Source organism: Pseudoalteromonas sp. NCCP-2140 (assembly GCF_023708065.1).
In the GTDB taxonomy this organism is placed as follows: Bacteria; Pseudomonadota; Gammaproteobacteria; order Enterobacterales; family Alteromonadaceae; genus Pseudoalteromonas.
The window spans coordinates 315,674-329,701 of record NZ_BRCZ01000005.1 but is presented as its reverse complement, the minus strand read 5'-3'; the positions used below and the strand labels follow the sequence as shown (position 1 = coordinate 329,701).

Below are 14,028 nucleotides of genomic sequence, written 5' to 3'. Positions count from 1 at the left end.
CCGCCAAAACCTAGCAATTCATTACGTAAACTTTTAAACTGTTTAGCCAATTAATAATTATAATTTGTTATGACAGCAACTAGGATAGATGCAAGCAAACTAGCTCAAAATTCAGAGCCGTTTAGCTTCAATGATCAACAAAAAAATTCTCTTTTTGCCCAGCTTAAACAGCAACGTGGCATCTTATCTCAATCTGATATTTCTTCTCTTTGTCAGCAGTTTCAAGTTAGCCAACTTGAGTTACTAAAAGCCTGTGTACCCGTCGCAAGTTTATTTTCTGTCGCGCCTATTTCTAAATTCTATGTTGGCGCTATTGCTGTAGGGTTAAACAAGCAAGGCGAGACAAATTTCTATTTTGGCGCAAATGTTGAGTTTTCTCATCAAGCATTGAGTTTGGTCGTTCATGCTGAGCAATCAGCCATTAATAATGCATGGCTTAATGGCGCGCAAGCAGTGTTAAAAATTTCTATTAGCGATGCACCTTGCGGTTACTGCCGTCAATTTATGAATGAATTGAGCACCGCAGACTCACTTGAGATTTTATTGCCAGAACGTGACTTTAATCTACATGAGTTATTACCTTATTCATTTGGCCCGAAAGACCTAGGCAATGAAGCCTGTTTATTTTCTAATAAGCAAAGCGATAAACAGTTTACTGATCTTTCGATTGATGATGCTAAACTTATTCAATTTGCACTCAATGCATACGTGCCTTACACAGGTAACTTTAGTGCGGTTAAATTAACGACTTTTGATGAAGGTGACTTTTACGGAAGTTATGCTGAAAATGCAGCCTATAGCCCAAGCCTTTCGCCATTACAAAGTGCATTGAGTCAGTTTTATCTTGCGGGCTTAACCTTTGATGATAAAACAGTTAAGTCAATCACCTTGTTAGAAACACAAGGGGCAGAAAATCAATATGAGGTGGCTAAAAGTGTGCTGGCAAGCTTTGCAAACCCACCAGCATTTGAGCACTGTGTTGCTAAACTAGTTTAGCAACAGTTTTGCAGCTTCAATGACGACGGCGACTGATTTTTTCTCAATCTCGCCGTGGTCAACATTCGGAATTTCTTGTTTAGTACGATTTACTAATACCCCTGCAACACAGGCTGCGCGTAAGCCAAGGGCAGCACACATAGTAAATAGTGTTGCTGATTCCATTTCATAATTCATCACGCCTAGTTTTTGCCACTCTTCACAGCTGCCTTGGAATGAGCGAGGAACATAGCCAGAATAAGTATCGTAACGTTCTTGACCCGGGTAGAAAGTATCACTCGATGCAGTAATACCAATGTGGAAATTAATTCCTAGCTTATCACATGCATTTACCATCGCTTGTGTTGCAAAGAAGTCAGACACAGCAGGGTAGCTTAGTGGAGCGAAATGCTGGCTAGCACCATCTAAACGAACTGAAGCTTGGCTAATTAAAATGTCGCCTTCGTTAATGTGTGGCTGAATTGCACCGGTCGTGCCAATACGCAAAAAGGTATCAATACCTAGCTGAGCAAGCTCTTCAACAGCAATTGATGTAGATGGGCCGCCAATACCGGTAGAACAAACTACAACGCTGTGCCCGTTTAGCTCACCTCGGTATACATGAAATTCACGGGTCTTCGCTAAGCATTCAGGGTTATCGAGAAGTGTTGAAATGCGTGCTGAGCGGTCAGGATCGCCAGGGACAATCGCAAGGGTTGCGCCGTTTAAGTCCTGACGAGTAAGCCCTAAGTGAAATACCTTTTCCATTATTAAACCTTATTTTTGTCTAAAGCGTAATACTTTAATCATATGTGTTTAAAGTACAGGACAGATGTCCTATTAGATCACCAATGTTGCAAGAATTGCACAGATAACCTAAACCTAAAGAAGTAACGATAAAAGAGGATATATTATGCCTGCTTCATCTTCTATGAGTAAACACCATGAGTTTGCACGCTGTTTAGAAAGCTCGAAAATTTCAATTGGTGCGCCTTTTCATTGGTTAGCACTTGCATTTAAAGATATCGCTAATGCGCCCATACTGAGTCTAGTCTACGGATTAGTATTTACCTTGATACCTGCGACTATCATGTATTTTGTTTATCAGTTTGATACGCACTTAGTTATATTGCCTGCAGTCGTTGGCTTTGCATTAATTGGCCCTGCTTTTGCTTCCGGACTTTACGATGTTGCATGGGAGCTTGAAAAAGGCCACAAACCCACTTTAATGCACAGCCTTAAATCGATGTTTAGAAACCCAGCAGGTGAATGGGGCTTTGCGGTGTTATTAATGGTAATTATGATTGTTTGGATGCGCTTAGCTGCACTTATTCATGCATTGTACCCGAACGTTGTTAACCCGAGTTTTGAGCAGTTATCTGCGTTTTTAACGCTAGGTAGTATTGTTGGTGGTATTTTACTGGTCACTGTATTTGCGATTTCAGCATTTACCCCGCAAATTATGATGGAACGCCGTGTTGATATTATGACTGCGGTAATTTCTTCGATGAACGCGGTTAAAACCAATTTTGGTGCTATGGTTGTTTGGGCTGGCTTGATCTTGTGTTTAGTGTTTGTCGGCTTTATTACAGGCACTGCTGGGTTTATCGTTATTATGCCTTTATTGAGCTATGCCAGTTGGCATGCTTACATTGCAGTAATCAAAACCAAGAAGCCAAGAGGCTATGAATAATGAGTATTCACTTCGTTTGAATATAAATCTATAGCGGCAATCACCTAGGTTGCCGCAAAATTTGACTTTCTTTTCGCGCATGTTATACCTGCCAAAATACAGCGCTCTTATTTGACTAGAGCAGTTTAAATTCATCTGCATTAAAATTATAACCATTTAATATCAGTGAGTTATAGGTTTGGTTGAGCAAGTGATTGTTGAGTCTCAAAAATCCAGACTATACACAAACTTAATTGCGTAACTTTTTAATTACGCATGAATATGCAGATAAAGATCAGCGGAGTAGAGATGAGTAACACACAAAAAGCCTTCCAAGAAAAACTAAGTCAGTGTCTTTGTCCTCCTGGCGATGGCGTATTTACAGTTAATACAGCAAAAGAACGTAAAGACGCGCTGCGTACTAAATTATACGGCCAAACAGACAATGTTGATGTGCTATGGAAAGAGTCACTTGAAACACTAGCAGAGTCTGAACACAAAGCGGTAATTTTAGGTATTAGCTCTGATTGTGGCGGTGGTATTTTACGTGGTGCAAACTGGGGCCCACTATTTTTACGCTCTACCTTGATTGATCAACAACCACAAGCGCGCGCCTTTGATTTAGGCGATGTTCGTGTGATCCCACATTTACTTCATGATAAATACCTTAACGATGCAACCATTACAAACTGTCAAAAAGCGTTATATGCTGATGAAAAGAGCGAATATCATGTATCGCCTTTGTCTATCACTGAAGATGTCTGTGATGGCTTTTATGCCAATTACCCAGATAAGGGTATTTTTGGTATCGGTGGCGACCATTCAATTAGCTACCCGCTGACTAAAGCTTACTTAAAAGCAAAACGTGACGCAGGAAAACGCACTGCAATCATTCACTTTGATGCTCATACAGACTTATTAGTTGAACGTTTAGGTATCGATTTATGTTTTGGTTCGTGGTGTACACATATTCTTGAGTACTTACCAGCTCCACGTAACTTAATTCAATTTGGTATTCGCTCTAGTGGTAAACCTAAGCAACACTGGGAAGAAACGTTTGGCGTTAAACAACATTGGGCACACGAAATCATCGAACGTGGCGCTAAAGCTGTTGCTGAAGAAGTAATTGCACAGCTTAAAGCAGATAATGTTGATGAGCTTTACGTGAGCTTTGATATTGATGCACTTGATGAAAGCTTTGCTTCAGCGACAGGAACACCAGAAGCCGGTGGTTTAACACCTCAGCATGCATTAGACATTCTAGTTGCATTGGCTGACGAGTTCCCAATTACTGGTGCTGACATGATGGAAATTGCACCATTTACGGACAGTTCATTAATTGGTCAAACAAGTTCTGAAACAACGCTAAGAGAAGGCGCTAAAATCTCAGCATTCTTAATTAATGCAATGAATAAGTAATTGACTCTAGAGCGGAAACACCCTGTTTCCGCTCATTCCTTTTTACTAAATAATATTTCAAAATCTGCAACTTCGAGCTATATTATTATAAAAAATAATTATAATTTATTTGGTATCGCTCATCATGCGCACAATTCTAACCCTGTCATTGCTGCTTTTTCTGCAACCTTGTTTTGCAGCGATCACTGTGGTGACTGAAAACTTTCCTAATTTTCAATACCTAGATGAAAATGGCGTATTAACTGGCACTGTGGTTGATAAAGTTAAATCAGGTTTAGAAAAAAGTGGCGTAGATTATAAGCTGTCAGTAAATTCTTGGTCAATTTCATATAACGCTGCATTGCGTGATAGCAATACCTGCATCTTTTCTATGGCAAGGCTTCCGACACGCGAAGATAAGTTTACTTGGGTAGCGAAAATTGGTGGCTTTTCGGCGTCATTTTATTCGTTTAAACCTGAGGAAGTAACTATAGCTAACATAGATGAAGCTAAGAAATACCGAATTGCAGTATTAAAAAATAACTATTCACACATTTACCTAAAAGAAAACGGCTTTGATGAGCGTAATCAGCTGATCTTACTTGATAGTTTTGACAACATTTACGATGTACTGAAAAGCAGACGCTCAAGTATCGATTTAGTTATCCTTAGTGATGAGCAATTTAAACATGAGCGCGATAACGACAGCACCCTTGAAGATTTAAAACCGATATTTAAACTGCCCGTTGGCACACCTCAGTTATACTTTGCCTGCAATAAAAATATCAATCCTGTGACTCTTGAAAAATTAAATAAAGGCTTTGCTGCTAACGATTAAAAATAGCACTTGTTGATTACTACAAAGTGGCTATAATCAGCTGCTTTTTGCCCATTCTCGCCAAACTCTATGTAGCCTAAACGAGCAAAAAGTTGTTTGCATTCAACACTCTGAATGCGCTTAATTATTAGGAGCTACAATGAGTGATTTACTCATTATCATGATTTTAATTTTGATCAGTGCATTGTTTGCAATGAGCGAAATTGCGATTGCGGCATCTCGTAAGATCAAATTACGAGTGATGGTGGACGAAGGCAACAAAAAAGCCCAAGCAGTGCTTAGCTTGCAAGAGCAACCTGGGGCATTTTTTGCCATGATACAAATTGCCCTCAACGCAATTGCCATTTTAGGTGGTATTGTTGGTGAGCAAGCATTATCTCCTTACATAGAACAAATCTTAGGCATGATTTATCAAGGCCCGTTATTGAGTCAAATCAGCTTTTTAATTTCGTTTTTGAGTATTACCTCTTTGTTTATTTTATTTGCTGACTTATTACCTAAACGGTTAGCCATGATTATGCCAGAGGCAGTTGCAGTTAACGTGGTGTCTATTATGCGCTGGGTGACCTTTGCGCTCACTCCTTTTGTTGTTTTCTTTAATGGTATAACTAATTTGGTTTTACGCGCGTTTAAAGTACCCGCTGAACGAGAAGATATTGTCACCACAGAAGACATCGTTGCGATGATGGATGCAGGGGCAGAATACGGCAGCTTACAGCAACAAGAATATGAGCTAATTGGCAATGTATTTGATTTAGAAGCACGTTTTTTATCGAGTGTGATGACTCCTCGCGATCAAATTGTATTTTTTGATGTAAAAGCTGATGCTCAAGAAGTTGCAACCAAAATTATTGAGCACCCGCATAATCACTTTTTAGTCTGTGATGGTAGTTTAGATAAATTAATTGGCTCGGTTGAATCAAAAGATATCCTACGCAAGGTGCTAAAAGGGCAAACTGCCGAAATCGATAATGAATTAATAAGCCAAGATATTTTTTATCTGCCAGAAACATTGAGTCTTTCAGAGGCGCTAAATACTTTCAAAAAAGCGGCAGAGCCGTTTGCCGTAGTGGTTAATGAGTACGCGCTAATGGTAGGTATTGTCACTGTTAAAGATTTAATGAAAGGATTTATGGGCGACTTAATTAGCCACCAGGGTGAAGAGTTAATTATTCAACGTGATAATTCATCTTGGCTGGTCGATGGTTTAACACCTGTGGTTGAGCTTGCTAAGGTACTTGAAATTGAAGAGTTCCCTGAACAGTCTCATTACGAAACAGTCGCAGGGTTTTTGATCTACACCATGAAACGCCTGCCTAAACGCGCCGAGTTTATAAACTATGCTGGCTATAAGTTTGAGGTTGTTGATGTTGAAGGGGTGAAAGTCGAGCAACTACTTGTTACTCGAATTTCGGATACTGTTTAGGCCGCCGATTGCGGCCTTATTCAAAGGTGCTTTTAACAAGTGCTTTGCTTTTGCTTACCATATGAACACCCTTTGACCAGCATTCTGTTGGCGCAAGCGTTGTTTTATTAAGTAACACAAGGTCGGCATCTGCATTTTGCTTAATTACACCTTTATTTATACCCAGTATCTGCGCAGGGTTTGATGTAACAGCCATTAAAGCGTGTTCAATCGAAACATTGTATTTTTGCACTGCTTCTACAAACGAGCTATGCAATGTGGACTCTTTGCCTACTTCAAGGCCAAGCAGGTTAAAGCTTTTGTCAAAAATAGGAAGGCTTGCATGGCCATCTGAGCTCATGGTTAGTTTTGTTGGGTCGACTTTATTCTCTAGGCAGTAAGCTAGTGCGTGTGCGGCAGAGTATTCACCATGAGCAAGGTCATACTCGGTTGTACTTGTAGTAAAATCGATAGTGCCACCGGCTTTACAAAAATCAACCCCAGCATTAAGTAAGTCGATATTACGATTCATGTGAGTTGGGTAAAATTGTGCCAGTGAAATATCGGTTAGCTTATCAACCTCATGTAATAACGATAAATGTGTGTCAACAGGGCCAACATGAATGCTGACAGTGCCTTTTTTACCACTTAACATGCCAGCCACTTTTGCCTCAGCGGCAAGCTCTGCCAGTTGTTGCACAGTGGGTTGGCTGCTACGATGATCCGATATAGCAACTTCTCCCACGCCAATAAACTCATCTATGTACATTAAGTCGCTGGTGATTGAGCCTGTCAGTGTTTTCGCAGGTAAATGATATGATCCCGAATGACAAAAAACGTTGAGCCCAAGCTCTTTCAGCTCTTTTGCTTTAGCAATTAAATTACTATGAGTTCGGCTACTTGAGTCAGTGCCAAGAGCTGCAATAACGGTTGTTGTACCATGCAGTGTTGCATCAGTCAGGTTCATTTCTGGTGTTCTACTTGCAAAGCCAGCTTCGCCGCCTCCGCCAGTTATATGAACGAGTGAATCTACAAACCCCGGGGCCAAAATACAATGAGTGCCATCGACCGTGGTAATCCCCTGATAGGTATCGATAGTTATTTCAGGCTGTATATCAACTATTTTTGTGCCAGCAATAAGAACATCTTGAATGCCTAAAGGTGAGGGGGCGAAAACGTCTGCGCCTTTTATAAGTGTTAACATAATTAAATCTTTTACTGATAGCTAATAAAGTGTGCGAGAAAAATAAAACCACTGGCAAGGCCAAACAAAGCCAAAGTGAAGCGCCAAATAAAACGTGCCCATTCACTCCAATCTAATTTAACAATACCTAAACAGCCAATGAGACTAGCAGAAGTAGGAATAAAAATATTCGTTAAACCATCACCCAACTGAAATGCCAACACCACAATTTGACGTGAGATATTTAACAAATCACCGAGCGGCGACATTAGCGGCATTGTTATGGCTGCTTGTCCTGAACCTGACGAAACAAAGAAGTTAAATACACTTTGAAATAATAGCATGCCCCAAGCAGCAATATAATCGGGCACAACTGAGATGCTGGTGGCACTATAATACAGCAAGGTATTAAGGGTTGAAGGCGACGTTAAATCGCTACCGCCAAGTATTAAAATAACGCCTTTTGCCAAAGCAACCAAAAGCGCTGCAGGTAAGAGCTCTTGGGCACCTTCTTTAAATGCGTTTGCGCTTTCATTGGCAGTTTGTTTTTTGAATAGGCTGGCTATTACAGCGCAAGCAATACCTAGGCAAAAGAATTGCGCTGCTAATTCAGGAATATAATACTGCCGAGCCATCACGCCCCAAATAACCCAAACAATGCCAGCAATAAAAGTAAGTAAGATTAGTTTATCTGCGTTATCTAAATTTATTGCACTGTCTTTGTGTTGGTTAGATTGTTGTTTAGTTGCTCTGATAGAATTGGCATAGCGAATGGTGAATACAAGGCCAAATGAAGTAAAAACAAGCCAAGCAACCATTCTGAAACCTGCGCCAGAAAAAACGGGAATTTCAGCAATTGATTGAGCTATGGCAATGCTAAATGGATTCATCCATGAGGTAGCAAAGCCAATTTGTGTAGCAACATAGGTTGTTAATACCGTTACTTTTGCGTCATAACCAAGTTGTTTCATAATCGGGAATAACACAATACAAAAGGCGATGGCTTCTTCACCCATGCCGAAAACCGCACCCCCTAAAGAGAAAAGCACGAACAAGAGAGGAATGAATACCCACTCAATATGTTGTGTTTTGTTGATCAGTGCCATTATGCCGTTATTGATTGCACCGGTTTTTAAGATAATCCCAAACGCACCGCCAGTGATTAAAATAAACGCCATTACACCAATCGCTGCGCCATACTTATCACCTGACACTAACCCTTCAAATAACACATTAGCTAGGCCAATTTCACCACCTTCTGCAAAAAATGCTGGCGGGGTATGATCTGAGGCTGTTTGATATTGTGATAGTTCAACGCTACGGCTATCTTTTTCGGCATTAAACACACCGGGGGTTATAAATAGGCTGGCAAAATAGGCGATAACTGCGACGCACAACAAAATGATGCTCGCATCAGGCATCGCAAACTGTTTGTTTTTCATAAAGTCACTTAAAGGTCTTTCGACGTTTATAAGATAAGCAAGGTATTGTAGCCCTTGCTAACAAAGATTAATACTGAGAGTCGTTAGTTTAAGATAACGTAAGCTCAAAAGTGTGGGCGACTATTAAGCCGCCCATACCTTGCTAAAAGCGATAGCTCAAACTTAACGTATAGCGACTGCCATAAGCATTATGGTTTATAGAATCAAAACCTCGGCTTGAACCATATAGTTTAGGCGGTTCTTTATCGAAGATATTATCGATACGAGCACGGATTGATAATGAATCATTGATAAAATATCCGGCTGATAAATCCCATACTAGCCAGTCATCAACATCGCGTTTTAACTCATCATTAAGCTCACCAAGTTCAGCTAGCTCGTCTATTTCACGGCCACGAAGCCCTTCAATATCATCCTCATAGCTACTGGTATAATTGGCACCTAGATTTATGTAATAACTCTCGGCATCCCAATCGATAGAGAATCTGCCTACATTTTCAGGGTAGCGATAAGTGCCGATTAACTTTTCGATTGCATCTGAACCAGGTTTGTTTCGCTCAAACTCTAAATAGTGTGTACCATCGAAAGCGAGTGTTAAATTACCTTTTGCAAAAAGAAAACGATGATCGAACTTAAAGTCAATTCCCGCTAAGGTTTGTGTGCCAGTATTTTCCAGTGGAATAACATGGTCTCTAAAAAGTGGCAGGAATAGCTCATCTTCGCGCGGATTAAACTCACTAATGTAGTTTGTTAGGATCTCTGAAAGATTAGCGCCATCACTTTCGATATTAAGGCCAGCATTATCGGTTACTTCACACAGCTGTTGCTCGTACGAAATACCTTGTTGCCCTTGTGGTACTAAGCCACAGTGACGAAGAGAAGCATCCGTAATTGCTCTATCTAGCACGGCAGTCATATTGGTATCGATGACCTGTTCATGATCAAAATGCCAATAATCGACAGTTAGATTGGTATTTACAGATGGACTCCATGCAAAGCCAATGCTGAGCGCTTCAGATTCCTCGGCTTTGAGTGCTTGATTCCCAAGTTCAAGGCTGTTAACACTGACTTCTGTACCATCACCCATACAGTATAAGTCTGCAACTGCCTGATTTGCGCCGCAATCAAAGCTTGATTGGGTAGTGCGTAATTTTACGCCAGCTTGAGTTAATGAAGGTGCTCTAAACGACGTTGACCAAGAGCTCCTAATAATTAGAGAATCTGAAGGGCGGTAGCTTAAACCCACTTTAGGGTTAAACGTTCCACCAAAGTCATCGTAATGATCGTAACGACCAGCAACTTGCAGTTCTAGCTGCTCAGTAACTGGCATATTCAACTCTACAAATGCAGCGTATTGCGTACGGTCTGCTTCTGATAAGCTCGAGCCAAAACCAAAAACATCAACTAAATAACCATTTTCAGCACGCGCTTGAGAGTTTAAAGACGGAATATCTTTTAACTCTTCTCGGCGAGCCTCAATACCAAATGCAGCATAAATGGGTAACTCATTAAATGTAAATAAGTCGCCATTAAAGTTTAAATCCCATCCGTAAACTGTACTTTCACCACTTCTACTAGGGTTTGCTTTTGCAAGCTCAAGCACCGCATCATTATTAGCATCACCCTGTAAAAAAGGGTTGTAGAATGGCATTAACTGACCTTGCGCACAATTGAGCTGTGTTCCATCGTATGTAGCTAATGATCCGTCAGAGCATAATTCACCAGTGATTGCAGCATGAAATTGGTAGCGGTTGTAAATTCCATCAATCGCTTCTTGCTCTGACTTAGAACGAGAAAATGTTACACCTGACTCCCAACTCCAGTCCCCAATGTAACCAGCTAGGCTGCTGACTAAGCGAAAGTTTTTAGTTTCAACTTCAACTGTACGCGGTGAATTAAAACGTGCATCAAATGCAAAGCCATACACTTCTCGTCCTGCTTGAGTGGTAAATGGATCAATATAAAGCTGGTCCATAAGGTCGTTACTGCCATCAGCGTTATCATAAATGAATAGCGCATCTTCTATGATATACGGACCATCATCGTCGTTTATTTGATTGATTGGTGCAGGTGATGAATAGGCTTTTGATTTAGTTTGGCTATAGAAGAAATCGGTATGCCAATCTAAATCACCTAAGCTGCTGTTAAACATAAAGCCAGTTGAAAGGCTTTCAAATGGGGTTTCTAGGTAATCATCTTGATTAGCATAGTAAGCACAAATTTGCTCACCATACTCAGTCGTGACAAGCTCGGTTTTACAGTTTGGCGCTGGTAGTTCATTGCCATCTCGGCTACTGAAGTAATAAATGTTTGGTGAGTTCTCAAGTTTCGGTAAATATGAGTAACCATTCACTAAATTAGGAGTTGCGGTATATCTTCTGTCTGTCGCTTTAAAGGCATTGCGGTCGTATATATCAGCAAATATCGTTAAGTTACTTTCACCAATATTGGTTCCGTAGACTAAGTTAAGTTGCTTCTTAGCTTCGTCATGACTGTCAAAACTATTGGTGTAAGAAGTGTTTACTTCGGCTCCTTGATAGTCATCTTTGAGAATATAGTTAATAACACCAGCGACAGCATCAGCACCATAAATTGCTGATGCGCCAGTGGCTAAAATATCAATGCGCTCGATTGCAGCAAGTGGAATTGAGTTCACATCAACAAAGTTTTCAGTGCCTGCTGCGAACGAGCTAGGTGCAACACGGCGGCCATTAATGAGTGTTAATGTGGCTGAGGGGCCCATACCTCTTAAGCTTGCAGCGGATTGACCCGCTGGCGTTGAGGTTGATGTACCACCACTTTCTGATGTTGAAAAGGTACCGGATCCGCCTTTAAAAACGGATAAATCTTTTAATAATTCATGAATAGTGTTCGCTCCTGAGCGCTTGATAGCATCTTGGTCAAGCACTGTAAGCGGTATGGTTCCTTCTAAATCAACCCCTTTAATTCGTGATCCTGTTACTTCTACTCGTTCAATTTTTTCTGATTGTTGGTCGTTTTGAGCATACACAGTTTGTACTGGGCACAGCACAGCACTGATTGCTACAGCAATTGGTAACTGACGAAACATATTGATTTACCTTTGTCTTAAAAAACACACGGCAAAACCGTGACGTTTTGAATAATTGTTATAATTTTTAGACAGGGCAGTGGGTTATAGACACAACTAGCCCCTCACAGGAAGTGAGGTGTGGCTACTCGTCAAACCACTCCGAAAGGTAGTGTGGTGAGTAGAAATATGTGCAAAGCGATAATGCGTTTTTCAACATAATTCCAATCCGTAAGGTCTTTTGACAAAGCTAGCTATACAGTGCTAGCTTACTCGCGTTTTTAAATGTTCCTTTTTTTTATAGCAAGCAACAAAAAGCTGCGCAAGCAATTTTCTAATATTTTTTTACAAGAGTGTAACAATATGAACATCCTTAAGGAGCAAAAGACTAAATATCAAACTTCAGCTTTTTCTTTGGTATTTGGTTTGTTTTTCGCATCATTTGGCAGCAAAGTCTATGCAAATGATCAACAGCAAACGTTGGTCTTAGTCGGCGGATCTTTGACCACCTGCTCAAGTATGAGCCCTAAAAATTGTCTTTCTAATAAACAGATTAGTGGTAAACAAACTAATCAATATCGATTAAATAATGATGCTTTATTTGCAATAAAGACAAATTGGCCAACCAAGAATAAAAAAAATCGTCAGCAAACGCTTAAGGTATTAGCACAGATTGCACGTGAAAAGTCAGGCGTGATCACTAAAAGTGATATTTTATGGGCATGGCGTGATTTAGATAACAAGTTACTAAACGAACTCACTGATTCAGAATACAACTTTGTCATAGACTCACTTGAAGTCGCTGTATTAAATACAGATTCTACCCGTCAAAAAGAGCAGGTTAGTACAAGTGATAATAACGAACGTGCAGCCAATGATATTTTAGACTTTGTTGCTGCTTCATTAAAAACAACCACAGAATCACCAACAATTTTAGCGGTAACGGCTTCAAGCAGAGACCCATATGAATCAGCTGACTTTTATGAAGGGCTATTAGACTTTACTGGTGTAGAATCAAGCTGGTTACCTCTAACCCCCGCCTTAGCAAAAGCGATTACCAGTAAGCAATGTGAGAGTTTGGATTCTTTACGCACTGACTCTATGGGCGTTTTTAATCGTGAGACAATTTACCCTGATCGAATTAAGGCCGAAAAATCGCTTTGTGATAAAGGGGTCGATCATTTAGTTGAGCTAATTGAAAATGCCACGGGGATTATGTTTAACGGTGGCGATCAGAGTTTAACCAGAAAAGTACTGTTTGATGATAACGGTAAGCAATATCCTTGGACTCACGCAATTTTACAAAGACCATTACTTGTTGGCACAAGCGCAGGTACAGCGGTGCAAAGTGGTGGTAAAAATGCCTACGGCACAGTGCCGATGATTTCAAATGGTACAAGTTTAGCGGCAATGAGAGAAGGCTCGTTTGCGGTGTCTGCGCCGAGTGAGCGCTGTGAAAATGAATGCGGTGATAAGATTTCGGCTGATAGTCTTACCTATGAAAAACAAAGTGGGCTTGGCAGCTTTACTTATGGTGTTCTTGATACACACTTTAGCGAGCGCAACAGAACAATGCGTTTGGCAAGATTACTGGCAGATACCGGGCAACAGCATGGCTTTGGCATTGATGAGACCACCGCCCTTGTATCAATTCGAGCTGGTGAAACCGCACTAATGACGGTGATTGGTAAAAGCGGTGTCGTGCATGTTAAATCTGACGCTAAAAACAACGGAGCAATCAGTTATTGGCCTGCTGGTGCAGTTATTGATGTAACAAAGGATGGTTTTAATCTCGCTAAACGAACAGTTGATAATGCACTCCCTAGTATTAAAATTCCGCCACTGCCGATGCAGCGTTTCGGCACTATATTTTCAGATGCTAAATTACGTTCGCTTGTACAAGCTATGTGTTTAACTCAAGAACAACAAGCAGTCGCTCAGCACGATGAGTTTTTATTGGACTTAAATGCCACTGACAATACTCATTATTACCGTGTAAACACAAGTAGTACAGGCTGTGCGGTAGAAAACTTAGCCTTTAAAGTTAAGACATTTTAACGATGTAA

Annotated in this window: 10 protein-coding genes; 6 read left to right on the top strand and 4 right to left on the bottom strand. The window is 40.5% G+C overall.

Annotation, left to right across the window (positions count from 1 at the left end):
• The first annotated feature begins 69 nt into the window (after positions 1–69).
• On the top strand, positions 70–996 hold the full coding sequence (cdd, locus tag NFU46_RS12950; protein ID WP_251602361.1) for a cytidine deaminase: 927 nt from the start codon (positions 70–72) through the stop codon (positions 994–996).
• Here cdd and udp read toward each other — a convergent pair.
• Positions 988–1,743, bottom strand: coding sequence for a uridine phosphorylase (gene udp / locus NFU46_RS12945; RefSeq protein ID WP_058584290.1), 756 nt, complete (start codon positions 1,741–1,743; stop codon positions 988–990). The genes cdd and udp overlap by 9 nt on opposite strands.
• 145 nt (positions 1,744–1,888) lie before the next feature.
• Between udp and NFU46_RS12940 the strand changes: the two genes are divergently transcribed.
• From NFU46_RS12940 to NFU46_RS12925, 4 genes are all read left to right on the top strand, one after another.
• Positions 1,889–2,668: a DUF2189 domain-containing protein gene (locus NFU46_RS12940; RefSeq protein ID WP_251602359.1), complete on the top strand. Its 780-nt coding sequence runs from the start codon at positions 1,889–1,891 to the stop codon at positions 2,666–2,668.
• 288 nt (positions 2,669–2,956) lie between these two features.
• Positions 2,957–4,066 carry an arginase family protein gene (locus tag NFU46_RS12935; RefSeq protein WP_251602357.1) on the top strand — a complete coding sequence of 370 codons (1,110 nt, stop codon included), beginning with the start codon at positions 2,957–2,959 and terminating at the stop codon, positions 4,064–4,066.
• A gap of 124 nt (positions 4,067–4,190) precedes the next feature.
• A complete protein-coding gene (locus NFU46_RS12930; protein ID WP_251602355.1) occupies positions 4,191–4,883 on the top strand; it encodes an ABC transporter substrate-binding protein in 693 nt (230 codons plus the stop codon).
• Positions 4,884–5,022: 139 nt separating this feature from the next.
• A complete protein-coding gene (locus NFU46_RS12925) occupies positions 5,023–6,309 on the top strand; it encodes a hemolysin family protein (RefSeq protein WP_175081458.1) in 1,287 nt (428 codons plus the stop codon).
• A gap of 16 nt (positions 6,310–6,325) precedes the next feature.
• Here the strand turns inward: NFU46_RS12925 and iadA are convergent, their stop codons facing one another.
• The 3 genes from iadA to NFU46_RS12910 all read right to left on the bottom strand — a co-directional run bounded on the left by iadA (position 6,326) and on the right by NFU46_RS12910 (position 11,983).
• Positions 6,326–7,492 (bottom strand): beta-aspartyl-peptidase, encoded by a 1,167-nt coding sequence (gene iadA / locus NFU46_RS12920; protein ID WP_175081457.1) that lies wholly within the window; start codon positions 7,490–7,492, stop codon positions 6,326–6,328.
• Between the two features lie 11 nt (positions 7,493–7,503).
• Positions 7,504–8,913, bottom strand: a complete 1,410-nt coding sequence (gene yfcC / locus NFU46_RS12915) for a putative basic amino acid antiporter YfcC (protein ID WP_251602353.1) — start codon at positions 8,911–8,913, stop codon at positions 7,504–7,506.
• Positions 8,914–9,055: 142 nt separating this feature from the next.
• On the bottom strand, positions 9,056–11,983 hold the full coding sequence (locus tag NFU46_RS12910) for a TonB-dependent receptor domain-containing protein (protein WP_251602351.1): 2,928 nt from the start codon (positions 11,981–11,983) through the stop codon (positions 9,056–9,058).
• Between the two features lie 342 nt (positions 11,984–12,325).
• Here NFU46_RS12910 and NFU46_RS12905 point away from each other — a divergent pair, with 342 nt between their 5' ends.
• Positions 12,326–14,020 carry a cyanophycinase gene (locus NFU46_RS12905; RefSeq protein WP_251602349.1) on the top strand — a complete coding sequence of 565 codons (1,695 nt, stop codon included), beginning with the start codon at positions 12,326–12,328 and terminating at the stop codon, positions 14,018–14,020.
• Positions 14,021–14,028 lie beyond the last annotated feature (8 nt).